We start from the raw sequence: 26,671 nt of genomic DNA, 5'->3' as shown, positions 1-26,671 counted from the left end.
GAGCGCGGACATCAGATGCTCGACGGTGGATACCTTGGCGGGACCGGATTCGAGCATCGAGCACAGCCGGGTGTCGGTGACGAGATAGGGGTCGGCCTTGAGCTCGACGGGCGGATCGAGATCCATGCGCCGGAACACGATGCCGCTGTCGGGGCCGGCCGGGCGCAGGGTCATCTCGACCTTGACGCCGGAATGCAGGCCGACGCCGGTCGCCTTGACCGGCGTTTTCAGGGTGCGTTGCTTGATCATTTTGTCATTTTAACCGCTCGGGCAGGCGGGCAGCGGTTTACCCGGGTTCCGTCCGCGGACGGCGCCCGGGCAACCGGCTCAGTCGGCCTGGCGGCGCAGGAAAGCCGGAATGTCCAGGGTGTCGATGCCGGAATCGGTCATCGCCTGGATGGTGCGGCTGCGGCGGCTGGTCATCACGCTGGGCAGTTCTTCGCTGCCGCTCGCCATCATCGGCGCATCGTCGGTGCCGGTGCGGATGATCTGCATCGGCTTCGCATGCTGGCGGGCAACCGGGTTGCCGAGACCGGTGGCGACCATGGTGACGCGCAGGCCGTCTTCCATGCCGTCGTCGAGCACCTGGCCGACGATGACCGTGGCTTCCTCGGCGGTGAAGCTCTTGATGGTGTCCATCACTTCGTGGATTTCACGCATCTTCACGGTGCTTGATGCGGTGATGTTGACCAGCACGCCGCGCGCACCGGCCAGGTTGACGTCTTCCAGCAGCGGGCTGGCGACGGCCTGTTCGGCGGCGATGCGGGCGCGATTGTCGCCGCTGGCCTGGGCCGAGCCCATCATCGCCATGCCCATTTCGCTCATCACGGTGCGCACGTCGGCGAAATCGACGTTGACCAGGCCGGGGCAGTTGATGACTTCGGCGATGCCGCCGACCGCGCCGTGCAGCACGTCGTTGGCGGCCTTGAAGGCATCGAGCATGGAGATATCGTCGCCCAGCACCTGCATCAGCTTTTCGTTGGGGATGATGATCAGCGAATCGACGTGGCGCGCCAGCGCTTCGATGCCGGCGTTGGCGGCGCGCACGCGCTTGCCCTCGAACATGAAGGGCTTGGTGACCACCGCCACGGTGAGAATGCCGAGCTCCTTGGCGACCTCGGCCACCACCGGGGCCGCGCCGGTGCCTGTACCGCCGCCCATGCCGGCGGTGATGAACAGCATGTCGGCGCCATCGATCAGTTCGGCGATGCGCTCGCGGTCTTCCAGTGCGGCTTCGCGGCCGACGTCGGGGTTGGCGCCGGCGCCGAGACCTTTGGTCACGTTATTGCCGAGCTGCAGCTGCAGTCTGGCCTGGTTGCGCTTCAACGCCTGCGCATCGGTGTTGATGGCGATGAATTCCACGCCGTTCAAGCCCGAGCTGATCATGTGGTCGACCGCATTGCCGCCGCAGCCGCCCACGCCAATCACCTTGATCACCGCATCCTGGGTGTCTACATCCATCAGTTCAAACATGTTGCTCTCCTCATTTTCCCAAAACAAAAAACCACACTCAAAAATCCTTTGGCGTGTCTGCCGCACGGGGCACAACCGCCAAATCCCGTTTCGACGTCGCTCGCTCGCCTTCAGCGGAACGGCGTCAGAAATTCCCCTTGAACCAGCTTTTCATGCGTTCGAAGATGTCCTTCAAATTGTTGCCGGACAGCTTCGGTGCATCGCGTCCGCGTGCCTCCAGACCGGCCATCAGCAAGCCCGTGCAGGTGGCGAAGCGCGGGTTGTGCATGACGTCCGCCAGTCCGCCCTCGTAGCGCGGCCAGCCCATCCGTACCGGCATGTGAAAGACCTCCTCGCCGAGTTCGACCATGCCCTGCATGCCCGCCGAGCCGCCGGTGATGACGATGCCGGACGACAGCAGCTCCTCGAAGCCGCTGCGCCGCAACTCGGCCTGCACCAGCGAATACAGCTCTTCCATGCGCGGCTCGATGAATTCGGCCAGCGTCTGTCTGGATAAGGTCCGCGGCGGGCGGTCGCCGATGCCCGGCACCTCGATCATGTCGCGCGCGTCGGCCAGCTGGCGCAGCGCGCAGCCGTACTGGATCTTGATGTCCTCGGCTTCTTTCGGCGGCGTACGCAGCGCCACCGCGATGTCGTTGTTGACCTGGTCGCCCGCCACCGGAATCACCGCGGTGTGGCGGATCGCGCCGTTGGTGAACACGGCGATGTCGGTGGTGCCGCCGCCGATGTCGACGAGGCAGACGCCAAGCTCCTTCTCGTCCTCGGTCAGCACCGCCATCGCAGAAGCGAGCGGCTGCAGCACCAGGTCGCCGACTTCGAGTCCGCAGCGGCGCACGCACTTGATGATGTTCTGCGCCGCCGACACCGCGCCGGTGACGATGTGCACCTTCACTTCCAGGCGCACCGCGCTCATACCGAGCGGGTCGCGCACGTCTTCCTGGCCGTCGACGATGAATTCCTGCGGGATGGTATGGAGGATCTGCTGGTCGGTCGGGATGTTGACCGCGCGCGCGGTTTCGACCACGCGGTCGACGTCCATCTGGGAGATTTCCTTGTCCTTGATGGCGAACATGCCGTGCGAATTGAAGCTCTTGATGTGGCTGCCGGCAATGCCGGTATAGACCTCGCGGATCTTGCAGTCGGCCATCAGCTCGGCCTCTTCCAGCGCGCGCTGGATGGCGTTGACGGTGGCTTCGATGTTCACCACCACGCCGCGGCGCAGCCCGCGCGACGGACTCGTACCCATACCGATGATCTCCAGCATGCCCTCGTCGTTGATCTCGGCGACGATGCAGACGATCTTGGAGGTGCCGATGTCGAGGCCGACAACCAGGTTTTTGGGGTCTCTTGGCTTGCTCATGTTTTACTCGATTTGAAGGGGGACGCGCCGCCCGGCATGCGCACGGCAAACCCGTCGCTGTAGCGCAGATCGACGGTGACAGGCGCAAGCGATGCCGCGGGTACCACGGCATCCGGCGAGGCCACTGCGGCGCCCTGCGGCGCCGGCTGTGCGCCGAACAGGCGCGGATACAGGGCGGCAAAGCGCGCCAGCCGTGCCTCGGTGTGCAACCGCCCCAGCGCCAGGGACATGTCGTTGTCCAGCCGCATGCGCCAGGCCCGGCGCGGCGACAGGCGCAGCTCGGCTATGCTCATGCCGAGCGGGGCGAGCGTCGCCTGATGGCGGCGGTAGGCGGCGACCACCTCGGCGCTGCTGCCGTCGGGGCCGGACAGGCGCGGCAAGGTTCCCGCCACCGCCGCCACGAATACCTCGCCGTCCGCGTTCACCAGCGCATTGTCGTTCCAGCGCGCCAGCGGCACATACTCGACCAGCGACACCACCAGGGTGTCGGGCCAGCGGCGTTCCACCCGCGCCTCGCGCACCCAGGGCAGTTTTTCCAGGCTGCTGCGCACGCGTTCGAGATCGACGGTAAAGAACGTGCCGCGCACCTGGCGTTCGGCCACCAGCCGGATCTGCGCTTCGGTCACGTGCGCCACCGGAGTTTTCACCTCGATGTTGCGCAGGGCAAACCACGGCTGCGCCGCCACCCAGCTGACCGCGCCATAGGCCAGCAGGCCGAGCGCACCCCAGGTCAGCACACGGGCGACCTGCGACAGCGGGTGGGCGGCAAGTTCGGGCGATGCGCTCATGCCAGCGTCTGCTCCAGAATTTTCAGGCACAGGACATCGAAATCCAGCCCCGCCGCGCGTGCCGCCATCGGCACCAGGCTGTGGTCGGTCATGCCGGGCGAGGTGTTCACTTCCAGCAGGTAGGGATTGCCGAGACTGTCCAGCATCAGATCGACCCGCCCCCAGCCGCGTCCGTCGACCAGGCGGAAAGCCTCCAGCGCCAGTTTCCGCAATGCCATTTCCTGCGCATCGGGCAGCCCCGCGGGGCAGTGATAGCGGGTGTCGTTGCGCAGATACTTGGCCTCGAAATCATAGAAGGAGCGGTCCTTGGCGGGCTCCAGGCGGATCAGCGGCAAGGCGCTGTCGCCGAGGATGCCGACGGTGAACTCGGCGCCGTCGACGAATTTTTCCGCCAGCACCAGCGCGTCGTGTTCGGCGGCGGTTTCATACGCGGCCGCCAGCGTGCCGGCCTCGGTCACCTTGCTCATGCCGATGCTGGAGCCCTCGCGCGCGGGCTTGACGAAAATCGGCAGGCCGAGCTTCTTCTCCACTGCGGCGAAATCGCTGGCGGCGACAAGCATCTCCCAGTCGGCCGTTGGCAGGCCGGCGGCACGCCACAACAGCTTGGTGCGCCACTTGTCCATGCCGACGGCCGAAGCCATCACGCCGCTGCCGGTATAGGGAATGTTCAGCAGCTCGAGCGCGCCCTGCATGCAGCCGTCTTCGCCGTAGCGCCCATGCAGCGCGATGAAGACGCGGTCGAATTCGCCACTGATCAGATCGCCGAGATTACGCGTCGCCGGGTCGAACGGATGCGCGTCGACCCCCTGTCGTGTCAATGCCGCCAGCACCGCGGCGCCGCTGTTGAGCGACACCGGACGCTCGGCGGAGGTGCCGCCCAGCATCACCGCGACTTTTCCAAACTTGCTCACTGCCGTTCTCCGATAATTCGCACTTCGCGGATCAGCCGCACATTGGTGCGCGCTTCCACACTGTCTTCCACATACTCGATCAAACGCTCGATGTCGGTCGCCGTGGCGTTGCCCAGGTTGACGATGAAGTTGGCGTGCTTCTCCGAAACCTGCGCATCGCCAATACGGAAGCCCTTGAGCCCGCAGTACTCGACCAGCCGCGCCGCATAATCATCGGGCGGGTTGCGGAACACCGAACCGGCGTTGGGCAGATTCAGGGGCTGCGAGGCGATCCGCTGTTTCAGCAGCGCCTTGATCGTTTCGCGCGAGGCGGCGCCGTCGCCGCGGGCCAGCCGGAACCAGCCGCCGATGAACCATTCCTGCTGCGCGCGCTTCAGCGCCACATGGCGGTAGCCGGTGACGTACTCGTCCGGCCGCCGCTCGTTCAACTGTCCCTGGCGATCGAGCGTCAGCACCTGCACCAGCTTGTCCCAGGTTTCGCTGCCGTAGCAGCCGGCATTCATTGCAATCGCGCCGCCGACGGTGCCGGGAATGCCGGCCCAGAACTCGCCGCCGACCAGGTCGTGATTGGCGGCAAAGCGCGCCAGTTTGGGCGCGGCAACCCCTGCCTGGGCATAGATCAGCGCCGTGTCGACGCCCTCGGGCGCAGGCGGCAAGCCCTGCGTGCGGCTTTCGAGTGCGAGTTTTTTCAGCACGCCGTGCAGCAGGATCACCACGCCCTTCACGCCGCCGTCGCGCACCAGCAGATTGCTGCCCAGCCCGACCATGTGGATGTCCTCGTGCGCGGGCACCGAGCGCACCAGCCAGACCAGGTCGTCAAGATCGGCCGGGATGTAGGTGCGCTGCGCGGCGCCGCCGGCACGCCACGACACATATTTCTTCATCGGCTGGTTGTAGAGAAAGTGCCCGCGCAGCACCGGCGCGGCGCCGCCCGCCATGTCGATCTCGCTCATGCGGTAGTCATGCCGCATGATCGGCTCCCAGCGCCGGCGCCACCTGGCCGATACTGCCGGCGCCCATCACCAGCACCACGTCATTGGCTCGTGCGAGATCGTGTACTGCAGCAGGCACGTCGGCGACGTTTTCCACGAATACCGGCTCGACCTTGCCGGCCACGCGCACGGCACGCGCCAGCGCGCGGCCATCCGCTGCGACGATGGGCGCCTCGCCTGCGGGATAAACCTCGGTCAGCACCAGCACATCGGTTTCCGACAGCACTTTCACGAAGTCCTCGAAACAGTCGCGCGTGCGTGTAAAACGGTGCGGCTGGAACACCAGTACCAGCCGCCGCCCGGGAAAGGCTCCGCGTGCGGCGGCGAGCGTCGCTGCCATTTCCACCGGGTGATGACCGTAGTCGTCGACCAGGCAGTAGGTGCCGCCGTCCCTGGCGACCTGCTCGCCGTAACGCTGGAAGCGCCGGCCGACGCCGTGGAATTCGGCCAGCGCCTTGACGATGGCGGCGTCATCGGCGCCGATTTCGGTCGCTACCGCAATCGCCGCCAGGGCATTCAATACATTGTGCATGCCGGGGTGGTTGAGCACCACGCCGAGGTCGGCCATGCCTTCGCGCTTGACGGTGAAATGCATGCGGCCGTGCTCGAAGCGCGCATCGACCGCGCGCACCTGCGCCGCCTCGGCGAAGCCGTAGGTGGTGATCGGCTTGCTGATGCGCGGCAGGATTTCGCGTACCTGCGGATCGTCGATGCACAGCACCGCCATCCCGTAAAAGGGAAGCCGCTGGCAGAAATCGACGAAGGCCTGTTTCAGCCGCTCGAAGTCATGGCCATAGGTGTCCATGTGATCGGCATCGATGTTGGTGACGATGGCGATCACCGGCGTCAGGTAGAGGAAGGAGGCGTCGGATTCGTCGGCTTCGGCCACCAGAAAATCGCCCTTGCCGAGCCGCGCATTGGTGCCGGCGGCGGTGAGCTTGCCGCCGATGACGTAGGTCGGGTCCATCCCGGCTTCGCCGAGGATGCTGGCGACCAGGCTGGTGGTGGTGGTCTTGCCATGGGTGCCGGCGACCGCGATGCCCTGCCGCAGCCGCATCAGTTCGGCCAGCATCAGGGCGCGCGGCACGATGGGAATTTTCTTTTCGCGCGCCGCGATCACCTCGGGATTGCTGTCCTGCACCGCAGTCGAGGTGACGACCGCATCGGCTTCGACAATATTTCCGGCCGCGTGGCCGCGCTGGATGCGCGCACCCAGTTTCGCCAGCCGCTGCGTCACTGCGTTGTCGGCCAGATCGGAGCCGGACACCGCGTAGCCCAGGTTGAGCAGCACTTCGGCGATGCCGCTCATGCCGACGCCGCCGATGCCGACAAAGTGGATGTGTTTGACGGCGTGTCTCATGCTGCGTACCTCCGGTACGCAGGTGAGGTGTGAGGCGCGAGGCGTGAGGCGGACGACGCGCGGGGTTTGGCGCAGGCGCCTGTCCCATAGCCCGCCCCAATCAGATAGGACACATTCCGCACTCCGACCCTCCACGCCTCACGCCTCACGCTTCACCCCTCGCCAATTCTTCACAAATATCGGCGACCTGCCGGGTCGCATCGGGCCGGGCAAGTTTCATGGCTTGATCCGACATGGCGGCGAGCGTGGCGCGGTCGAGTCCGCCGATCAGCGCGGCGAGCTTTTCCGCGGTCAGCTCTTTCTGCTGCACCAGCCAGGCCGCGCCGGCATCGGAGAGAAACTCGGCGTTGCCGGTCTGATGGTCGTCCACCGCGAAAGGAAACGGCACCAGCAGCGCGGGCACGCCGGCGCAGGCGAGTTCCGCCACCGTCATCGCGCCGGCGCGGCAGATGGCGAAGTCGCAGTCGCGGTAGGCTGCGGCCATGTCCTCGATGTAGTCGCGCACCTCGGCGACCACCCCGGCGGCGGCATAGTTGGCGCGCAGCGCATCGAGATGCTGACGGCCGGACTGGTGCACCACCTGCGGGCGCTGTTCGGCGGGCAGCAGCGCCAGCGCCTGCGGCACCCGTTCGTTCAGGGCCTGCGCGCCGAGGCTGCCGCCCACCACCAGCAGGCGCAGCGGGCCGCTGCGGCCGGCGCGTCCGTCTGCCGGCATGGCGGCAATGTCGGCGCGCACCGGATTGCCCACCCATTCGGCTGCCACGCGGCGGCACGGAATAGGCTTGTCGTGCGCATGAGTGAACACCTTGGGAAACGCCGTCAGCACGCGGTCGGCCAGGCAGGCCAGCACGCGGTTGGTGAGGCCGCCGACCGAATTCTGTTCGTGGATCACCAGCGGCCGGTTGAGAAGGCTCGCCATCATGCCGCCGGGAAAAGCGGTGTAGCCGCCCATGCCCAGTACGACGTCGGGCCTGCGCTGCAGGATGGCGCGCAGGCTTTGCCCGAACGCGAGCAGCAGCATGGCCGGCAGTAACAACTTCTGCAGCACGCCCTTGCCGCGCACCCCGCCCATCGACACCCACACCATGTCGATGCCCGCCTGCGGCACCACGCGCGCTTCGAGGCCGTTTTTGGTGCCGAGCCAGAACACCTCCCAGCCGCGCGCGCGCAGGGCGTCGGCCACCGCGAGCGCGGGGTAGACATGGCCGCCGGTGCCGCCGGCCATGACCATGAGGGTGCGGTTGGCGGCCGCCATCAGAACGTCTTCCCCCGCATCATCTGGCGGTGCTCCCAGTCGATGCGCAACAGCACGGCGATCGCCAGGCAGTTGGCGACGATGCCGCTGCCGCCGAACGACAGGAAAGGCAGGGTCAGGCCCTTGGTCGGCAGCAGGCCGACGTTCACCCCCATGTTGATGAGCGCCTGCACCCCGAGCCAGATGCCGATGCCCTGCGCCACCAATGCGCAATAATTGCGTTCGAGCTGGGCCGCGCGATGGCCGATCAGGAAGGCCTTGACGATGAGCCAGGCGAACAGCCCGATCACCACCGCCACGCCGACGAAGCCGAACTCCTCGGCGATGACGGCGAGCAGGAAATCGGTATGCGCTTCCGGCAGGTAGAACAGCTTTTCGACGCTGCCGCCCAGCCCCAGTCCCAGCCATTCACCGCGGCCGAAAGCGATCAGCGCGTGCGACAGCTGATAGCCCTTTCCATACGGGTCGGCGAACGGGTCCATGAAGCCGAGCACGCGCTGCAGACGATAGGGCGAGGTCAGGATCAGGAGGACGAAGCCGACCAGCAGCACCGCCACCAGTCCGGCGAAGACTTTCCAGTTGAGGCCGCCGAGGAACAGGATGCCCATGGCGATGGAGATGATGACGACGAAGGCGCCGAAATCCGGTTCGCGCAGCAGCAGCGCGCCGGCCAGCATCATCACCGCCGCCATCGGCAGGAAACCCTTCTTGAAATCGTGCATGAAAGCGGCCTTGCGCGTGGTGTAGTCGGCGGCGTACAGCACGGCGAGAAACTTCATCAGCTCAGACGGCTGCAGATTGGCGAAGCCGAGCGGGATCCAGCGGCGGCTGCCGTTGACTTCGCGGCCGATGCCGGGGATCAGCACCACCGCCAGCAGCAGCAGGCCGGCGAGGAAGAGATAGGGCGCCGCCTGCTGCCACACCCGCATCGGCACCTGGAACGCAGCCATGCCGACGCCGACGCCAAGCGCGATGAAGAGCCCCTGCCGCAGCAAATAAAATTCGCCGTTGTGGCCGGTGTACCTGGCCGCCTCGGCGATCGCGATGGACGCGGAATACACCATCACCAGGCCGAGCGCCAGCAGGCCGAGCGCCAGCCACAGCAGGCTGAAGTCGAGTTCGGCACTGGGCTTGGGTGCGCGCGCGGTGTAGAGCATCAGCCCGCTGCCCTTTCTGCCGCCAGTTTTTTCACGGCGTCGATGAATACTTCGGCACGATGGGCGTAGTTGCGGAACATGTCGAAGCTGGCGCAGGCGGGGGACAGCAGCACGGCATCGCCGGGCTGCGCCAGGCGGTACGCCTGCGCGACGGCATCGGCCATGCTTTCAACCTTGTAGCTATCGATGCCGCAGCCGGCAAGCGCGGCGGCGATCAGCGGCGCGTCGCGGCCGATCAGCAGCACTGCGCGGGCATTGGCTTCGACGGCGGCCTTGAGCGGGCCGAAGTCCTGCCCCTTGCCGTCGCCGCCCAGGATCACCACCGCGCGGCGGCGGCCCATGCCGTAGAGCGCGGCCTCGGTCGCGCCGACATTGGTGCCTTTGGAATCGTCGTACCAGGTCACGCCTTCGATCTCCATGACCTTTTCCACCCGGTGCGGCAAGCCCTTGAAATGCACCAGGCCGCGCAGCAGCGCCTCCATCGGCAGGCCCAGCGCGCGGGTCAGCGCCAGCGCCGCCAGCGCGTTGGCGGCATTGTGCAGGCCGGCCACCGGCAGTGCGGACAACGGCATCAGCATGTCGCCGCCGAGGCAAAGCTCGTCCTCGCACAAGCCGAAACTCTCGCCCTTTGGACAGCGATCCAGACCGAAGCTGATCACGCTGCGGCCCGGCCGCGCCATGGCGAGACTGCGCGCATCGTCGCGGTTCAGCACCTGCACGCCGTCGCCGCTGAAAATCCGCGCCTTGGCTGCCGCGTAGGCCTCCATGTCGGGATAGCGATCCATGTGGTCTTCCGACAGATTGAGCACGGTGGCGGCGTCGGCCGCGAGGCTGGATGTCGTTTCGAGCTGGAACGACGACAACTCCAGAACCCATACCTGCGGCGGAGCCGCGAATCCCTGCTCGATTTCGTACAGTGCATCCAGCACCGGCAGGCCGATGTTGCCTGCCACGCAGGTGCTCAGCCCGGCCATGCGGCACATGTCGCCGCACATCGCGGTGACGGTGCTCTTGCCATTGCTGCCGGTAATCGCGAGCACCCGCATCGGGCCGCTTGAACTGGAAGACTCGGCACGCTGGGCGTTGAGCGCACGGATGGCGCGGGCGAACAGCTCGACGTCGCCCACCGCCTCGACGCCTGCCGCGGTGGCACGGGCGACCGCCGGATCGGCCAGCGGCACACCGGGGCTCACCACCAGCAACTCGGCGGCCTGCAGTCGCGCATCCTCGAAGGCGCCGGTATGCAGCGGCACCTGCGGCAGCCATTCGGCCAGGCGTGCGGCGTGCGGCGGCGCTGCGCGGCTGTCGGCCACGCTCACCACGGCGCCGCGCGCCGCCAGCCAGCGCGCGCACGACAGGCCGGTGTCGCCGAGGCCGAGCACCAGGACCTTTTTGCCGGAGAGCTTGAGGCTGTCGTAGTTCACGGCCGGTCAACCCCTTCACCACAGAGGCACAGAGATATGTCCCGCAGGGACGGTATCCCTTGGGATCCAGTGAACCCCTGTTGAGCCGATGGATCACCCTGTCTCACGCATGAGACAGGGCACAGGATCTTGCTCCCTGCCTCTGTGCCTCTGTGGTGAGAGGTTTCAAGGTTCACTGTTTTCATCTGAGTTTCAGGCTCGACAGGCCAATCAGCACCAGCATCATGCTGATGATCCAGAAACGCACCACCACCTGGTTTTCCTTCCAGCCCTTGAGCTCGTAGTGGTGGTGGATCGGCGCCATGCGGAACACGCGCTTGCCGGTGAGCTTGAACGAGGCGACCTGCACCATCACCGACAGGGTCTCGACCACGAACACGCCGCACATGATGAAGAGCACGATTTCCTGGCGCACGATGACGGCGACCACGCCGAGCGCCGCGCCCAGCGCCAGCGCGCCGACGTCGCCCATGAACACTTCTGCCGGGTAGGCGTTGAACCACAGGAAGGCGAGTCCGGCGCCCGCCATGGCGGCGCAGAAAATCGCCAACTCGCCGGCACCGGGAACGAAAGGCACGCCGAGATATTTGGAGAACACCGCGTTGCCGGCGACGTAGGCGAAGATCGCCAGCGCCGAGGCGACCATCACCGTCGGCAGGATCGCCAGGCCGTCGAGGCCGTCGGTCAGGTTGACCGCATTGCTGGAGCCGACGATGACGAAGTAAGTGAGCGCGATGAAGGCCGCCGCCGACAAGCTGAGCGTGGCGTGCTTGAGAAAGGGGATGATGAGTTCGGTATGCGCCGGCAGGCTGGCGGTTTGCCACAGGTAGGCCGCGACCGCAAGGCCGATCACCGACTGCCAGAAGTATTTCCAGCGCGAAGGCAGGCCGCGCGAATTTTTCTCGACCACCTTGCGCCAGTCGTCGATCCAGCCGATGACGCCAAAGCCGAGCAGGGTGAGCAAGGCCACCCACACATAGTCGTTCGACAGGTCGGCCCACAGCAGCGTGGTGACGCTGACCGACACCAGGATCAGCGCGCCGCCCATGGTCGGCGTGCCGGCCTTGACCAGGTGCGTCTGCGGGCCGTCGCTGCGCACCGACTGGCCGATTTTCAGCGCGGCGAGCCGGCGGATCACCGCCGGGCCGACGACGAAGGAAATCGTCAGCGCGGTCAGCGTCGCCAGCACCGCGCGCAGCGTCAGGTAGTTGAAGACGTTGAAGGCGCGGATGTCCTGGCCGAGTTGTTGGAATAGCCAAAGCAGCATGTCAGTGTCCTTGTCCGCCCGCTGAGGACGTCGATGCCCCGGCCGCCCGGCCGTCGGGGGATTCCGTAAAGCTTTTGACCACGCGCTCCATCTGCATGAAACGCGACCCCTTCACCAGTACCGTGGTATCGGGCGCAAGCTCGTTTTCGAGTTCGGCAAGCAATTCCTGGATGCGTTCGAAATGCATCGCGCCGGCACCGAATGCGCCAGCGGTTTCTTTCGTCAACTCGCCCAGCGCCAGGAGTCGCTCCACCCCCGCTGCGCGCGCGGCAAGTCCGATCTGCGCATGCATCGCCGCGGCGTCGCTGCCGAGTTCGCCCATGTCGCCCAGCACCAGCAGTTTCCGGCCGGGCTGCTGCGCCAGCACCGCCAGTGCGGCCCTGACCGAATCGGGGTTGGCGTTGTAGGTGTCGTCGATGAAGGTGCTGCCATGTAGTGCAGCTGTTCTTTGCAGGCGGCCCTTGATGCCGCCGAAGCCCGCCAGGCCGGCGACGATGCTGCGATGGCTGACGTCGAGCGCGAAGGCGGCGGCAGCGGCGGCAAGCGCGTTCATCACGTTGTGCTCGCCCGGCACCCGCAGTTCCACCTCGAGTTCGGCATTCGGCAAGACGATGGTCAGCATCGAGCCGAATCCGTCGGGCCGATAGCGGCCATGAATTGCCGCCGCCGGCGTCAGGCCGAAATCCAGCATGCTGCGGCGCGCATTGAGTTCGCGCCACAATCCGGCATACGCACTGTCGGCGTTGAACACCGCGATGCCCGCATCCGTCAGGCCGGCGAAGATCTCACCCTTGGCGCGCGCGATATTCTCAAGCGACCCGAGAAAGCCGATATGCGCCGCGAGCGCGTTGTTGACCAGCGCCACGTCCGGTCGCGCCAGGTGCGTCAGATAATCGATTTCGCCGGCGTGGTTCATGCCCATTTCGAGCACGGCGAACTGGTGCGTCGCGCGCAGGCGCAGCAGCATCAGCGGCAGCCCGATGTCGTTGTTGAGATTGCCTTCGGTATTGAGCACCGCCGCGTCCGACCCCGCTTCCGCCCGCAGGATCGCCGCCAGCATTTCCTTGACGGTGGTTTTGCCGTTGCTGCCGGTAATCGCCACCACCGGCAGCCTGAAGCGCGCGCGCCAGCCGGCGGCCAGTTTGCCAAGGGCGAGACGGGTGTCGTCGACGCGGATGGCCGCGGCGATTGCCGGCGCCTGTGCGCGGTCGAGCACCACGCCGGCGGCGCCTTGCTGCAGCGCCTGCGCAGCGAAGGCGCCGCCGTCGAACTTTTCGCCGCGCAGCGCGATGAAGAGATCGCCCGGCAGGATCGCCCGGCTGTCGGTGGAGACGCGCAGCACCTCGGCGTCCGCACCGGTAAACGGCACCTCGAGCATGGCTGCGGCTTCGGACAAACGCATCATGCTCATGTCCATGCCTCCAGCGCTTTTTTCGCCACCGCGACATCGGAGAACGGCAGCCGTTGGCCGCCCATTTCCTGGTAGTCCTCGTGGCCCTTGCCGGCGATCAGCACCACGTCGCCCTGCTGCGCGCCACCGATAGCCTCGAAGATGGCGCGCGCGCGGTCCGCCTCGACGTGCGGCTTGCCGCTTGTTCCGGCGAGGATGTCGTCGATGATGTGGCGCGGATCCTCGTTGCGCGGGTTGTCGCTGGTGACCCAGACCGCGTCCGCGCCGCGGCTGGCCGCCTGCCCCATCAACGGACGCTTGCCCTTGTCGCGGTTGCCGCCGCAGCCGAAGACGCAAATGAGGCGGCCGCCGCTGACGATTTCGCGCAGGGTGGCAAGCACCTTTTCCAGCGCATCGGGCGTGTGGGCGTAATCCACCACCACCAGTGGCTGCGTGCTGCCGCCGAGCGTCTGCATCCGCCCCGGCGGCGGGACGATGTGCGCCAACGCCCGGCAGGCGTCGTCCAGTCTCACCTCCGATACCAGCAGGGCGGTGAGCACGGCCAGCAGGTTGGCGGCGTTGAAGCGGCCCAGCAGCGGCACGTCGAGTTCGGCATCGCCCCAGTCGGTGTGCAGGTGCAGATGCAGGCCGGTTTGCGACAGGCGCAGCTTTTCTCCCACCACGGCGCCGCGCTGGAATCCATAGCCGGCGACGCGCGACGGCCGCGTTTCGCTTTCCAGCTGCCGGCCGAAGGCATCGTCGACGTTCAGTACGGCCCACTGCAGTCCCGGCCAGTTGAACAGGCGCGCCTTGGCATCGGCATAGCTGCCCATGTCGCCGTGGTAGTCGAGATGGTCGCGCGACAGGTTGGTCAGCACCGCAACGTTGAGCCGGGTGCCATTGATCCGCCCTTGCGCAAGGCCGTGCGACGACACTTCCATCGCACACCCCACCGCACCTTGCTGCCGGTAGAGCGCCAGACGCTGCTGCAATTCGACGGCGTCGGGCGTGGTGTTGAGGGCAGGCGTCAGCGCGCCGGGCTGGTTCCCGACAGAAGGAAAGCCGTTGCCGACGGTGCCGATGACGGCGGTTTTCCGCCCCAACTGCGAAAACGCCTGCGCCACCCAGTGCGCCACCGAGGTTTTGCCGTTGGTGCCGGTGACACCGACCATATGCAGTGCGCGCGAAGGCTCGCCATATATGTGGGCGGCGATTTCGCCGATGCGGGTTTTCAGCCCGGCCACGCCCGCATTGGGAACGCCGAGCGCGGGATCCCACTGATAGTGGTCGGCCTCCCACAGCACGCCGTCGACGCGCTGCGCCACCGCCTGCACAATGAAGTCGCGGCCATCGCGGGTTTCGCCTGGATAGGCGGCGAATACCGTGCCTGGCACGGCCTTGCGGCTGTCATTGACGAGCGCATCGGCCGCGATGCCGAGCCGTTCCAGGATATGCGGCACCGATTCCCGGATTGCCCGGGATGCAGGCAAAACCGGGCTGAGCCTGGCGCCCTTCGAAGTGCCTGTGCTCTTGAGGGTTCCCGCCATCACGCCCCCCCGCCCGCCCGCACCGCCACGGGCGTGCTCTGTGTCATCCGCGTCGCGGTTTCCGGAGCATCGGGCGGCAATGCCAGCTGGCGCAGACTGGCTGCCATGACCTGGGCGAACACCGGTCCGGCCACGCTGCCGCCGTAATACACGCCGCCCGACGGCTCATCGATTGCCACGCCGACGATGAGACGCGGATTGGAGGCCGGCGCCATGCCGACGAAGGAAGACAGGTAACGGTCGGACGCGTAGCGGCCATTGACGATTTTGTGCGCGGTGCCGGTTTTGCCTGCCACACGATAACCCGGCACCCGGGTACGCGTCCCGGTGCCGCCGTCCTGGGTGACCGCTTCCATCATGGCACGCACCTCACGCGCCACGCTGGCGGAGAACACCCGTTCGCCGACGATTTCCTGCGGCTCGCGTTTCAGGAACGACAGCGGCATCACTTCGCCATCGTTGGCGAATGCCATGTAGGCACGGCTCAATTGCAGCAGGCTCACCGAGAGGCCGTAGCCATAGGCCATGGTGGCGTGCTCGACCGGCTTCCAGGTGCCGGCGTCGCGCAGCCGGCCGGCCGTTTCGCCGGGAAACCCCGAGCCCGGCAACTGGCCGAAGCCGGCACGATGCAATACCTCCCAGTATTGCTGCGGCGTCAGCATCATCGCCATTTTGGCGGCACCGACGTTGCTCGATTTCTGGATGATCTCGCTCACCGTCATGTACGGGTGCGGATGCTCGTCGCGCACCAGCTTGGTGCCGACGCGCCAGGTTGGCGGCGTGTCGATCACGCTGTCCGGGTGCAACAGGCCGCGCTCCAGCACCGCCGCCGCGACGAACGGCTTGATGGTGGAGCCCGGCTCGAAGGTGTCGATCACCGCACGGTTGCGCATCGGCCCCGGCTGGTAATTGCGGCGGTTGTTGGGATTGAAGACCGGCTGGTTGGCCAGCGCGAGGATTTCGCCGGTCTTGGCGTCGAGCACCACCACGCTGCCGCCTTTGGCCTTGTGCGTGGCGATGGCGGCGGCGAGTTCGCGGTGCGCCAGATATTGAATCTTGAGATCGAGCGCCAGCGCCAGGTTGCCGCCCATTTGCGCGGTCTTGATCGGCGCCAGATCGCGGATGGTGTTGCCGCGGCGGTCGCGCTGTATCTGGCGTTCGCCCGCGCGCCCTGCCAGCCAGTCCTGATAGGCGCGTTCAACGCCTTCCTGCCCGAGATCGTCCACATTGGTGAAGCCCACCACATGCGCGGCCACCTCGCCCGCCGGGTAGTAACGACGGAACTCGCGCCGCAGATGCAGGCCGGGCGCCCCCATGGCAGCGATCTTGACCGCCTGTTCCGGGGTGACCGGGCGCTGCACGCTGAATTCGCCGCGCGTCTTGCGCGTCAGCTTCTCCGACAGCGCCGGCGCGGACAGGCCCAGCACCCGGGCCAGGTGCGCGTGCTGATCGACCGTCAGCCGGAGCTCGGCCGGGCGCGCCCACAGCGACTCGACTGGCGTGCTGATCGCCAGCAGCTGGCCGTGACGGTCGGACACCTGGCCGCGGTGCGCGGGCAGGGTGAGGTTGCGGTTGGCCACTGCGTCGCCCTTGCCCTGCAGATAGTCGGTGTTCAAGCCCTGCAAATAAAACGCGCGTCCCGCCACCAGCACCAGCCCGGTGAGCAGCAGTCCGCCCACGGTCGCCATGCGCCAGGGCGCAAGATTGAGCTTGAGCAGTTTGCGCGAGTGGTAATTCATGGTGCGCCCACCAGCGTTTCGACGTGCACCCGTTCCGGCGGCGCCGCCACCAGGCCAAGCCGGGTGCGCGCGAGCGCGTCCACCCGCGCCGGGTTGGCCCAGGTACTCTGCTCCAGCTGCAGTTTCCCCCACTGCTCGTCGAGCACACGCGCCTCTTTTTTCAAGCGTTCCAGTTCCACAAAATACGTACGCGCGCGGTGCTGCGCCTGGATCACGGCCAGCGCGCACGCCACCAGCACCAGCGCCAGGACGACATTGAGACGGCTCATGCCGCCTCGCCCACACGTTCCGCCACCCGCAACACGGCACTGCGTGCCCGCGGATTGGCCGCCACCTCGGCGGCGGTCGCATGCTGGGCACGGCCCACCCGCTGCAGGCGGCCGGGTTTCAGCATGGCCGCCGGGATCGGCAAGCGGCGGGGCGCCTGCTCCCCCAGCGCCTCGTCACGCATGAATCGCTTGACGATGCGGTCTTCCAGCGAATGAAAGCTGATCACCGCGAGCCGCCCGCCGGGTTGCAGCCTGTCCACGCATTGCGGCAGCACGGCGCTCAGCTCTTCCAGTTCGCGGTTGAGATAAATCCGAATAGCCTGGAAGCTGCGGGTCGCCGGATGCTGCCCCGGCTCGCGCCGCTTGACCGCTGCGGCGATGAGGCTCGCCAGCTGCCCGGTGCTGCGGATGGCTTCTGTCTGCCGCGCCGCAACAAGCGCGCGCGCAATCGATTTAGCAAACCGCTCTTCCCCGTAGGTGTGGATGACCTCACTGATCTCCCCCTCTGTCGCCGTCGCCAGCCAGTCCGCCGCCGACAGCCCGCTGCCCGGATCCATGCGCATGTCGAGCGGCGCATCGAAGCGAAAGCTGAAGCCGCGCGTGGCGTCGTCGAGCTGCGGCGACGACACCCCGATATCCAGCAAAATTCCATCCACCTGCGCCACGCCCAGTTCATCCAGCACCGCATCCAGACGCGAAAACGCGCGTTGCACCAGCGTCAGCCGTGCATCCTGCAGGGCCGCGCCAGCACGGATGGCATCGGGGTCGCGGTCCAGCGCGATCAGGCGCCCGGCCGGCCCCAGCCGCGCCAGAATCAGCCGGCTGTGGCCGCCACGGCCGAAGGTGGCGTCGACGTACACGCCATCGGGCTTGATCCCCAGCGCCGCCACCGCCTCCTGTGCCAGCACCGGCACATGGGCGGGCTCAATCACAACGTGAACCCCTCCAGTTCGGGCGGCAGCGCGTCGTCGCTGAAGGTCAGCGCCTGCGCCACCTGGGCCTCCCAGCGCGACTCGTTCCACAACTCCACCTTGCTGCCCTGGCCCACCATCACCACGTTTTTATCCAGCTCGGCGAATTTGCGCAGCATCGGCGGCAGCAGCACACGGCCGGCACTGTCCATATCCATGTCGTGCGCGTAGCCGACGAGCAGTTGTTTGAGGCTGCGGGTGCGGGGGTTGAAATCGGACAGGCCGTTGAGTTTTTTCTCGATCGGCTCCCATTCGGGCAGGGGGTAGAGCAGCAGGCACTGGCCGGGGTCGGCGGTAATCACGACGCGCCCGCCGCCATTCACCAGAAGGGCGTCGCGATAGCGCGCCGGCACCACGAGCCGGTTCTTGCTGTCCAGACAGACTGTTGCGACCCCCCGAAACATGCTTCCCCCGTTATTGAATTTTGGCTGTGCTTGGACGGGCGCATTCTCCCACAACTTCCCACCAATCACCACTTGCACCCACTATAGGGGATAGTTTTGGGGGGGTCAAGCCAAGGAACGTAAAAAAACCCCTATGCCTCAATGACTTAGGGGTGGTTTTGGGTTGTGGATAAGTTTCTGGAAAAACCGATGCTTAGCGGCTTGTTTTGCCATCGTTTTGAGGACAAAACGCTAAGTATTTGAATTACATGAAAAGTGGGAAAGTCGATCGGTAAGCCGGGTTCTGTCGTGGACAACCATTCCTCTAGGCCGGCCATTGCTGACCGGCTCCAGCCACCTACCCGCAGACTCAGCGAGCCGCTTCATCGCCTGCCTATTTGGTGTTGCTCCGGATGGAGGTTACCGCGTTTCACCGTAACTTAATACGCTCGTCTCTGTGGCCCTATTCCTCGCCTCGCGGCGTCCGGCCGTTAGCCGGCATCCTGCTCTGTGGAGCCCGGACTTTCCTCTCCCACGCATGCCCCCGAGGGGGCTTGCGTGGCAGCGGTTGTCTGATCGGCTTTCCCACCGGGATTATAAGGCCTTCACCCGGCCAGCCCGGTAGAGCCGCCATCCAAATATCAGAAGCAGATACCGACAGCGCTTCCCACGTGTTCGTCATGACGCGCAAGCGAGCCATCGAATCCGGAAGGTCCTGCAGATGTAGCACATGGCCGCGACCGGTCAGGCTCGCGCGGCCATTGGATTTACGGCTTCTTGGGCGTGGTGTATTTGACCACTTTATGGAACGGGTCCCAGATGGTGTCGTATCCGACGTAACCTTTCTCGTTCGGCGCTTTTTGCCGGGTTGTCAGAAAGCGTGATCTGCCTTCCGGGACCGGGCGCCTGGTTTTGGTGGGTTCGCTCATGTTTTGCCTCCTTGACTTGGAAATCGGGGGCTGGGAACACCGCTATCAGGCTGCCCAGCGCGCTGACAGATCGGGCGATGTCGTTAACCCTGGCTGTGCCGGCCTTGCGTTCCGGGCCCGCTGCACGTCATGTTGCAGATACGGTTTGCACACCATTCACACGGGAACGGCGCGACAGTTGTTCAGGTCAGGGGCCGCTTCCACCTTGCCGCCGTACCGGATTTCCTCGTCGGTGGCATCACGCACCATCCGTATCTCAAGCTTGAAAATCACTTCCCGGCCGCACAACGGGTTATTGCCGTCGATCGTCACCGTTCTGGCGTCCACCCGGGTCACCAGAAAACTCCTGGTCTGACCGTTGTCGTTTTCCATCAGGATGGCCGTGCCGACTTCACGGTAGGCCTCGGGGACGTTCGCGATGGATTCGACGATCACCAGGGCTTCGTCCCGCGGGCCGTAGATGTCGTTGCAGTCTATGTGGACCTCGATGATGTCGCCCTCGGATTTGCCTTCCAGCGCGTCCATGACCCGGGGCGACAATATCTCGTTGACGCCATGGACATAGCCCAGCGGAAACTCGACCAGCGTCAGCACCTGGCGTGTCTTCCGGTCGATGACCTTGTAGGTCAGTTCGACATACTGGTTGGCTTCGATGATGGCTTTCATGGGTATCCGAAGTTTCAGAAAATGGAGGCGGCAAAGATACGCACCTCGCCTTGTTCATAGCCCAGCACCAGCCGGCCGAGCCATTCACCTTCCCGCTTCGTGCTCTGGACCCGGTACAGCACCGTGACATGCTGCCCTCTACGGATGATGCCCAGGTAATCCCAGTCTTCGCGCAGGCTGCGGGTCAGTTCGCTGTTGGCGAACTGTTTGCCGACTTCGATTTCATTGAGGCCGAGCAGCAGGTCATAGGAGAACTTGCGGATGAATTTTCCGTACTGCCCCTGGTTGGAGTATTTGATCAGGTCGCGCCACATCGGGTGGGCGATCTCCAGGATCGCTTCGTCGCTGTGCTCGACGATGTTCATCGCGGTCTTGGGTGGGGCTTGAATGACAGAAGCGGTCATGGCCAATTCCTGTGGAGTCACGAAAAAATTGCGCAGGCAACGGGTCTTCCGGGCGGACGGCAGCGGCCTTCAGGCGCGCCCGGGCTGCGGCTTACTCGTCCTTGCCGACCAGGTGATAGCACGGCGCCTTTTCCATGGTGTATTCGCCGGTCTCGGGATCGCGGCGCGACACGGTGAGGACGTGCCAGTTTGCATCGTCGAGCTTCATCGCATCCCCCCGGTAGTAGTAACCCGGCCAGCGGGTTTCCTTGCGGAACAGGGTGTGTTGCATGACCGCCTCGGAGGTGAGGTGGCGATGCTTCAATTCCCAGGCGCGCAGCAGTTCATGGATGTCCTTGGCGGCGATTTTCTCAAGGTCTTCTTCCATGATCTTGAGTTTTTTCAGGCCGATCTGCAGCAGTTTGTCGTTGGTCATGTAGTTGACCGTCGCGCCTGCGCAGTACTCGTCCATCAATTTCTGCAGGCGGTCCAGGCCCTGTCTGGGGTTGATGTAGTGCGGGTTGACGCTGCCCGCCGTGATTTCGTTGCGGTAGATCCGGTAATGCTCCATCGGCTTGAAGATTTCTTCACCGCGGCGCCGGATCTGCACGTCGGAAACCTGAATGCCCTCGGCCTTGCCGTCGTCGATGTATTTGCACGCGGCCTTGGCGGCCAGACGGCCTTCGGTAAACGAGCCCGACGAGAACGCATGCGGCGTACCGCCGACGGCATCGCCCGCGCCGAACAGGCCTTCGACCGTGGTCATGCGGTTGTAGCCCCAGAAGTATTCCGGAGGAGAAACATCCTCCGGGCCTGAACACCAGGCGCCGCAGCCGGTCGCGTGCGAGCCCATCACATACGGCTCGGAGGTGGTCAGTTCCGGGTTTTCATACTTCGGATTGACATCGGTCGCCGCCCACAGCACGGCCTGACCCACGGTCATGCCGAGGAAGTTATGCCAGCCAATCTCCTCAAGGTGCGGATCCTGGAAGGCCTCCATCGTCACCATGTGGATAGGGCCGCGGCCGGCGTTCACCTCGGAAATGAATGCGTGATTGCGCAGACAGGTCGGAATAGGCTTGTGCGACAGATGCTGACCTTCGGTATCCAGATATTCCTTGCCGACCATTTCAGTCAGCGCCGGGAACCACTTCGACTCGTACTCTTCGCCATTACCGTTCTGCGTGTAGGTCTTGAGGTGCAGAAAGTAGGCCCCTACCGGACCGTAACCATCCTTGAATCGCGCCAGTACGATACGGTTTTCCATCTGGGTCATTTTCGCACCCGCCTGGATCATCAGACCATAGGCGGAACCCGACGACCACGGCGCATACCAGACGCGGCCCGCACCTTCACCCACCGAGCGCGGCTTGAAGATGTTGGAGGCGCCGCCCGCGCCGACAATCACCGTCTTCGACTTGAAGACGTGGTAATCACCGGTACGGACGTTGAAGCCGACCGCGCCGGCCACGCGATTCTCCTTGGCGTCGTCCATCAGCAGATGGGTGATGCAGACCCGGTTGAAGACCTTGTCGGCGGATTTCTTGGCGGCCTCGGCCACGATCGGCTTGTAGGATTCGCCGTGAATCATGATCTGCCAGCGCCCTTCGCGCTGATAGTGGCCGGTCTTGGGGTCGCGCATGATCGGCAGGCCCCACTCCTCGAACTGGTGAACGGCGGAGTCGACGTGACGCGCCATATCGAACAGCAGGTCTTCGCGCACCATCCCCATCAGGTCCATCCGCGCGTAACGCACGTGATCTTCAGGCTGGTTCTCGCCCCAACGCGTGCCCATGTAACAGTTGATCGCGTAGAGGCCCTGAGCCACCGCACCCGAACGGTCCATGTTGGCCTTTTCGGCGATGACGATCTTCTTGTCCTGCCCCCAGTAGCGGGCTTCCCACGCAGCGCCCGTGCCGCCGAGGCCTGCGCCTACGACGAGGACGTCGATGTTGTCTTCGACCACTGTGTTGTAAGCCATCAGTAGTACACCCCCTCTTTCATCACGAGCCCATTCGATTCCAGCGTGTGCAGATCGCCTTCGTCTATACGAATGTATTTGGGCTCGTTGAACAGCAGCTGGCTATCGCGCATCGTTTGGCTGGGCGCCGGCACATCGGAGAGTTGCGGAATGTGTTTGCCCCAGGGTTTGGTCGTGATCGGCGCCAGCAACTCCATGTCTTTTTCGCCGTTGCGGAACTTGATGCGCCAGGCAATGACGCCTTTTTCCTCGTCGCGGCGGACGCGCACCGAGTGGCCCAGCGGGGCGAAGTCGGCGTAGCCGCGCACATCGATCGCGTCATGCGGGCAGGCCTTGACGCACGAGTAGCACTCCCAGCACATGTTCGGCTCGATGTTGTAGGCGCGCCGCGTGACCTTATCGATGTGCATGATGTCCGACGGACAGATGTCGACGCAGTGTCCGCAGCCATCGCAACGCGTCATGTACACAAAGGTAGGCATGGTGTTCCTCCCGATCCGGTTAGATTGATCGGCCTATCAAAAATGGCTGGGCGCTTCACGCTTGATGCCCAGTCCCATATTGGGCGGCTTGGTGCCCATGTAGGCCGGGATATCCGGAAACCTCGCCTGCACGTCGGGATCCGACAAATCATAGATTGCGGGCATGTTTTCTCTCGAACCATCCGCCTTGATGACGCGCTTCTGGAAAGCGGCGGCAGGCTTGAAGAACATGTGCGCGAATTTGGACCAGTACACCGAACCGAAGAGCAGGGTGCTGAAGGCGACAAACAATACGAAGAACAGCATGTTCAGCATGCCGGCTCCCATGGTGAAAGACCAGAGCAGCGCGAAGGTGGCCATGCCCAGCAGGCCGATGATGAACAGATCGCCGCGTCCGTTCAGCTGATACCACTTGACACCCTCGGAGGCGACGTCGACACGAATGCTGAACCAGAACCAGTAACCACCCAGGCACAGCATGGCCGCGCCCAGGTGCCAAAGCAGCGGCACGAGGGTTGGCGCCGGATATTCCGGGGTCGGATAGGCAAAAATCAGGATCGCCGTGGTGACGACAAAAATGATGAAGCCGTACATGGTGAAGAGGTGCGAAATGCGGCGCTTCAGATTGGCGAATTCGCCCGAGGTCAGCACCTCCTTGGCGAGGGTCTGCAAGGCCAGCGCGCTTTTTTCACCCGTACCCAGCGTGCGCGTCGCGTTCTTTCTGGCCTCTCTGGCATTCTCGAAAAAATACCGGGCGCTCTTCTTGTGCAGCATGTCGAGTATGGTCCCAGCCACCACCAGAAGGAACATCAGCACGACGTAGACCTGCATGGCGGTCGGGGGTATGACGGCAGCGAGTTCGGCGAAAGGGTTGCTAGCGATCATGGGTTCAGGTCTCCTCAGGTCTCAAATACGGACACGGGCCCTTCGTATACGAAATAGCCAGGCGACTACCAGATGCATGTTGCAGACCACACTGCCCCGCTCCCCCGAATCGCTATTCGCGGTTGTCCGCTGATTGGGGATTCCCCGGCCGGTCCACATAGCGCAAGCCAGTTCATGCACCATAGGGCTGGAAAATTTATTTTCAAGGGAAATTTGCCGGCCGGAAAACGGAGCGGCGAACGCCGGTGGTTCTCAATGCGGAGGTTTTCAAAATCCGCGACGATGATCTTGATTGAAAACAATCTGCCGGCCAGCTGTGTTTGACCCCCGGAGTCAGTTACCCCTTGCCAACCATGCCAGCTCAGTCGCCGGCAGTTTGCAAAGGGATACCGGCCGCCCAGGAACGCAGGTTTCGGCTTACACACCAACAGAAGTTGGCCAGCTGCGGGCATTCTCCCTGCGGCGACCAACGCTACTCGCTATAACAACGGGCGTCTTCCAAAAACCAACCCATCGAATTCCGATTTATGCGACGACACGCCAGCGGATGGCTTCGCCTGCGCGCAGCGGCACCAGGCTGTCCTCGCCCATTTTGAGACTGGCCGGGACCTCCCAGCTTTCGCGCTTGAGGGTGAGGGTGTCGGCGTGGCGCGGCAGGCCGTAGAAATCGGCGCCGTAAAAACTGGCGAAGGCTTCGAGCCTGTCGAGCGCGCCGGCGTCCTCGAAGGCCTCGGCATAGAGTTCGATCGCCGCATGCGCGGTATAGATGCCGGCGCAGCCGCAGGCACTTTCTTTGGCGCCCACCGCATGCGGCGCGGAATCGGTGCCGAGAAAAAAACTGGGGTTGCCGGAGACGGCTGCGGCCACCAGCGCCTGGCGGTGCTGTTCGCGCTTCAGCACCGGCAGGCAGTACATATGCGGGCGGATGCCGCCCTTGAACATGGCGTTGCGGTTGTACAGCAGGTGATGCACGGTGACGGTGGCTGCGACGTTGGCCGGCGCGGCAGCGACGAACTCGGCGGCCTGGCGGGTGGTGATGTGCTCCAGCACGATTTTCAGTTTGGGGAAATCGCGCAGCAGCGGGACCAGATGACGCTCGATGAACACCGCCTCGCGGTCGAACACGTCGACCTCGGGATCGACCACTTCGCCATGCAGCAGCAACGGCATGCCGGCTTCTTCCATCGCTGCGATCGCCTTGTACGCCTTGGTGAGTTCGGTGACGCCGGAATCGGAATTGGTGGTCGCCCCGGCCGGGTAATACTTCACCGCGTGGACGAAGCCGCTTGTCCGCGCGCGACGGATTTCCTCCGGGGTGGTGTTGTCGGTGAGATAGAGCGTCATCAACGGTTCGAACGCGGTGCCGGCAGCGGCGGCCAGCAGGCGCTCGCGATACGCCGCCGCCCCGGCCACGTCGACCACCGGCGGCTTCAGATTGGGCATGGCGATGGCGCGGCCGAACACGCGCGCGGTGTCGGGCAGCACGCTCCGCATCGCGGCGCCGTCGCGGAAGTGGATGTGCCAGTCGTCGGGGCGGGTGATCGTGAGGGTGTCGGTCATTCGGCGTCCTGCTCCTGCGGCTTGAGTGCCAGCGACATTTTATAGAGTTCGGCCTTGCTGCGTCCGGTGATCTGGGCGGCGAGCTTGGCGGCGAGCGTCGGCGGCAGCGCGCCCTGCAGGATGTCGAGCACGCGCATCGCTTCCGTATCGATCGCCACTTCGGTGGCTGGCGGATGCACGACGACGACGAATTCGCCGCGCACGTTGTTGGGGTCGGACGCCAGCCAGGCCGGCGCATCCGCAAGCGGCAGGGTGACGATGCTCTCGAAGCGCTTGGTCAGTTCGCGCGCCAGCGTCACCTTGCGGCGGCTGTCCAGCACCGCGGCCATGTCGGCCAGCGTCTCCTCGATGCGGTGCGGCGCCTCGTAAAACACCAGCGCTGCCGGCAGCGCCGCCAGGGTTTGCAGTTGTGCACGGCGCGCACCGGCCTTGGGTGGTAGAAACCCGTGGAACAGCCACGTCCCCGACTCCACCCCGGCGGCCGACAGCGCCGCGGTCACCGCGGCGGCGCCGGGAATCGGCACGACTCGCAGCCCCGCCGCGCGCACCGCCGCCACCAGCCGTGCGCCGGGGTCGGACACCGCCGGCGTGCCGGCATCCGACACATAGGCCACTGCATCGCCCGCAACGATCCGTGCGACCACGCCGTCGGCGGCTCCGCGTTCGTTGTGCTCGCGGATGGACACCAGCGGCTTGGAGATATTGAAATGCGCCAGCAGCTGGCCGGACACGCGGGTGTCCTCGGCCGCCACGCGGTCCACGCGCTGCAGGATGTCGAGCGCCCGCAAGGTGATGTCGCCAAGGTTGCCGATGGGCGTGGCGACCACGTAAAGCGCGGGCAGCAGGGGGGTATGATGGGACGTCTCGTTCATGTGCCGCCATTGTCGCAGATGTTGAAAACCCTGCCCGGGCAATCCGCCGAAACGCACGCCGAAGCCTTCCTGCAAACGCACGGCCTGAAGCTGCTGGCGCGCAACTGGCGCTGCCGCTTCGGCGAAATCGATCTCATCATGCGGGACGGCGCCACGCTGGTATTCGTCGAAGTGCGGCTACGCAGCCGCGCCGACTTCGGGGGTGCGGCCGCCAGCGTCACGGCAAACAAGCAGCGCAAGCTGCTCGCCACCGCGCGGCAGTATCTGGCCACGCTGAAAACGCTGCCGCCGTGCCGCTTCGACGTGGTGGCGCTGTCGGGCAGCGGCGCGCCTGAATGGATCATGAACGCATTCGACGATGTGGGATAATTCCGCCCGACCATGCCTTTACACGACAGAATTCTCGGCCATTTCCAGGCCTCGGCGCAGACCGCGCGGGAGGCTGCCGCGACGCTTGCGCCGGCGATCGAACAGGCCGCGCGCCACATGGTGCATTGCCTCGCCCAGGGCGGGAAAATCCTCGCCTGCGGCAACGGCGGCGCGGCGGCGGGTGCGCAGCATTTCGCTGCCACGATGATCAACCGTTTCGAACAGGAGCGCCCGGGGCTGGCAGCGATTGCGCTCACC

27 protein-coding genes and 1 other RNA gene are annotated in these 26,671 nt (G+C 65.1%); 2 read left to right on the top strand and 26 right to left on the bottom strand.

The window, feature by feature from the left end:
• From Q0L94_RS11445 to rsmI, 26 genes are all read right to left on the bottom strand, one after another.
• On the bottom strand, positions 1-249 hold a 249-nt coding region (locus tag Q0L94_RS11445), incomplete at its 3' end, for a UDP-3-O-acyl-N-acetylglucosamine deacetylase (protein WP_296753374.1).
• Between the two features lie 78 nt (positions 250-327).
• Positions 328-1,473: a cell division protein FtsZ gene (gene ftsZ / locus Q0L94_RS11440; RefSeq protein ID WP_296753372.1), complete on the bottom strand. Its 1,146-nt coding sequence runs from the start codon at positions 1,471-1,473 to the stop codon at positions 328-330.
• A 124-nt stretch (positions 1,474-1,597) separates the two neighbouring features.
• Positions 1,598-2,833: a cell division protein FtsA gene (ftsA, locus tag Q0L94_RS11435; protein ID WP_296753370.1), complete on the bottom strand. Its 1,236-nt coding sequence runs from the start codon at positions 2,831-2,833 to the stop codon at positions 1,598-1,600.
• Complete coding sequence (locus Q0L94_RS11430) at positions 2,830-3,621, bottom strand: cell division protein FtsQ/DivIB (RefSeq protein ID WP_296753368.1); 792 nt, start codon at positions 3,619-3,621, stop codon at positions 2,830-2,832. Before Q0L94_RS11430 ends, ftsA begins: the two co-directional genes overlap by 4 nt.
• Positions 3,618-4,532, bottom strand: coding sequence for a D-alanine--D-alanine ligase (locus tag Q0L94_RS11425; RefSeq protein ID WP_296753367.1), 915 nt, complete (start codon positions 4,530-4,532; stop codon positions 3,618-3,620). Before Q0L94_RS11425 ends, Q0L94_RS11430 begins: the two co-directional genes overlap by 4 nt.
• Positions 4,529-5,503, bottom strand: a complete 975-nt coding sequence (murB, locus tag Q0L94_RS11420; RefSeq protein ID WP_296753366.1) for a UDP-N-acetylmuramate dehydrogenase — start codon at positions 5,501-5,503, stop codon at positions 4,529-4,531. Before murB ends, Q0L94_RS11425 begins: the two co-directional genes overlap by 4 nt.
• Complete coding sequence (murC, locus tag Q0L94_RS11415; protein ID WP_296753365.1) at positions 5,493-6,884, bottom strand: UDP-N-acetylmuramate--L-alanine ligase; 1,392 nt, start codon at positions 6,882-6,884, stop codon at positions 5,493-5,495. Before murC ends, murB begins: the two co-directional genes overlap by 11 nt.
• Positions 6,885-7,029: 145 nt before the next feature.
• Entirely contained in the window at positions 7,030-8,139 is a 1,110-nt protein-coding gene (gene murG / locus Q0L94_RS11410) for an undecaprenyldiphospho-muramoylpentapeptide beta-N-acetylglucosaminyltransferase (protein ID WP_296753363.1), read from the bottom strand.
• A complete protein-coding gene (ftsW, locus tag Q0L94_RS11405) occupies positions 8,139-9,296 on the bottom strand; it encodes a putative lipid II flippase FtsW (RefSeq protein ID WP_296753362.1) in 1,158 nt (385 codons plus the stop codon). Before ftsW ends, murG begins: the two co-directional genes overlap by 1 nt.
• Positions 9,296-10,720, bottom strand: a complete 1,425-nt coding sequence (gene murD / locus Q0L94_RS11400; protein ID WP_296753360.1) for a UDP-N-acetylmuramoyl-L-alanine--D-glutamate ligase — start codon at positions 10,718-10,720, stop codon at positions 9,296-9,298. Before murD ends, ftsW begins: the two co-directional genes overlap by 1 nt.
• Before the next feature lie 181 nt (positions 10,721-10,901).
• Positions 10,902-11,987: a phospho-N-acetylmuramoyl-pentapeptide-transferase gene (gene mraY / locus Q0L94_RS11395; RefSeq protein ID WP_296753359.1), complete on the bottom strand. Its 1,086-nt coding sequence runs from the start codon at positions 11,985-11,987 to the stop codon at positions 10,902-10,904.
• Between the two features lies 1 nt (position 11,988).
• Entirely contained in the window at positions 11,989-13,398 is a 1,410-nt protein-coding gene (gene murF, locus Q0L94_RS11390) for a UDP-N-acetylmuramoyl-tripeptide--D-alanyl-D-alanine ligase (protein ID WP_296753357.1), read from the bottom strand.
• Positions 13,395-14,924 carry a UDP-N-acetylmuramoyl-L-alanyl-D-glutamate--2,6-diaminopimelate ligase gene (locus Q0L94_RS11385; RefSeq protein ID WP_296753379.1) on the bottom strand — a complete coding sequence of 510 codons (1,530 nt, stop codon included), beginning with the start codon at positions 14,922-14,924 and terminating at the stop codon, positions 13,395-13,397. The genes murF and Q0L94_RS11385 overlap by 4 nt, the downstream gene beginning before the upstream one ends.
• Positions 14,924-16,663: a penicillin-binding protein 2 gene (locus Q0L94_RS11380; RefSeq protein WP_296753355.1), complete on the bottom strand. Its 1,740-nt coding sequence runs from the start codon at positions 16,661-16,663 to the stop codon at positions 14,924-14,926. Before Q0L94_RS11380 ends, Q0L94_RS11385 begins: the two co-directional genes overlap by 1 nt.
• Positions 16,660-16,932, bottom strand: a complete 273-nt coding sequence (ftsL, locus tag Q0L94_RS11375; RefSeq protein ID WP_296753353.1) for a cell division protein FtsL — start codon at positions 16,930-16,932, stop codon at positions 16,660-16,662. The genes Q0L94_RS11380 and ftsL overlap by 4 nt, the downstream gene beginning before the upstream one ends.
• Entirely contained in the window at positions 16,929-17,861 is a 933-nt protein-coding gene (rsmH, locus tag Q0L94_RS11370) for a 16S rRNA (cytosine(1402)-N(4))-methyltransferase RsmH (protein WP_296753378.1), read from the bottom strand. Before rsmH ends, ftsL begins: the two co-directional genes overlap by 4 nt.
• A complete protein-coding gene (gene mraZ / locus Q0L94_RS11365; protein WP_018076796.1) occupies positions 17,861-18,307 on the bottom strand; it encodes a division/cell wall cluster transcriptional repressor MraZ in 447 nt (148 codons plus the stop codon). The genes rsmH and mraZ overlap by 1 nt, the downstream gene beginning before the upstream one ends.
• Positions 18,308-18,563: 256 nt before the next feature.
• Positions 18,564-18,870: RNase P RNA component class A (gene rnpB / locus Q0L94_RS11360), an RNA gene on the bottom strand.
• A 183-nt stretch (positions 18,871-19,053) separates the two neighbouring features.
• Positions 19,054-19,215 carry a hypothetical protein gene (locus tag Q0L94_RS11355; RefSeq protein ID WP_296753351.1) on the bottom strand — a complete coding sequence of 54 codons (162 nt, stop codon included), beginning with the start codon at positions 19,213-19,215 and terminating at the stop codon, positions 19,054-19,056.
• Positions 19,216-19,371: 156 nt separating this feature from the next.
• Positions 19,372-19,881 (bottom strand): peptidylprolyl isomerase, encoded by a 510-nt coding sequence (locus tag Q0L94_RS11350; protein WP_296753349.1) that lies wholly within the window; start codon positions 19,879-19,881, stop codon positions 19,372-19,374.
• A 14-nt stretch (positions 19,882-19,895) separates the two neighbouring features.
• Positions 19,896-20,285: a hypothetical protein gene (locus Q0L94_RS11345; RefSeq protein WP_296753348.1), complete on the bottom strand. Its 390-nt coding sequence runs from the start codon at positions 20,283-20,285 to the stop codon at positions 19,896-19,898.
• A 91-nt stretch (positions 20,286-20,376) separates the two neighbouring features.
• Complete coding sequence (aprA, locus tag Q0L94_RS11340; RefSeq protein WP_296753346.1) at positions 20,377-22,245, bottom strand: adenylyl-sulfate reductase subunit alpha; 1,869 nt, start codon at positions 22,243-22,245, stop codon at positions 20,377-20,379.
• Entirely contained in the window at positions 22,245-22,727 is a 483-nt protein-coding gene (gene aprB / locus Q0L94_RS11335; RefSeq protein ID WP_296753344.1) for an adenylyl-sulfate reductase subunit beta, read from the bottom strand. The genes aprA and aprB overlap by 1 nt, the downstream gene beginning before the upstream one ends.
• Positions 22,728-22,763: 36 nt before the next feature.
• Positions 22,764-23,612, bottom strand: coding sequence for an adenylyl-sulfate reductase (locus Q0L94_RS11330; protein ID WP_296753342.1), 849 nt, complete (start codon positions 23,610-23,612; stop codon positions 22,764-22,766).
• Positions 23,613-24,137: 525 nt separating this feature from the next.
• On the bottom strand, positions 24,138-25,172 hold the full coding sequence (gene pyrC, locus Q0L94_RS11325) for a dihydroorotase (protein WP_296753340.1): 1,035 nt from the start codon (positions 25,170-25,172) through the stop codon (positions 24,138-24,140).
• On the bottom strand, positions 25,169-26,044 hold the full coding sequence (gene rsmI / locus Q0L94_RS11320) for a 16S rRNA (cytidine(1402)-2'-O)-methyltransferase (RefSeq protein WP_296753339.1): 876 nt from the start codon (positions 26,042-26,044) through the stop codon (positions 25,169-25,171). Before rsmI ends, pyrC begins: the two co-directional genes overlap by 4 nt.
• An 18-nt stretch (positions 26,045-26,062) precedes the next feature.
• Here rsmI and Q0L94_RS11315 point away from each other — a divergent pair, with 18 nt between their 5' ends.
• Both Q0L94_RS11315 and Q0L94_RS11310 read left to right on the top strand, forming a co-directional pair.
• Positions 26,063-26,413 carry a YraN family protein gene (locus Q0L94_RS11315; RefSeq protein ID WP_296753375.1) on the top strand — a complete coding sequence of 117 codons (351 nt, stop codon included), beginning with the start codon at positions 26,063-26,065 and terminating at the stop codon, positions 26,411-26,413.
• Positions 26,414-26,425: 12 nt separating this feature from the next.
• A partial coding sequence (locus Q0L94_RS11310; RefSeq protein ID WP_296753338.1) for an SIS domain-containing protein occupies positions 26,426-26,671 on the top strand: 246 nt, incomplete at its 3' end.

The sequence above is a fragment of the Thiobacillus sp. genome (assembly GCF_024708915.1).
Note: the sequence above shows the minus strand (reverse complement) of the source record. Positions and strands in the feature narration are given on the sequence as shown.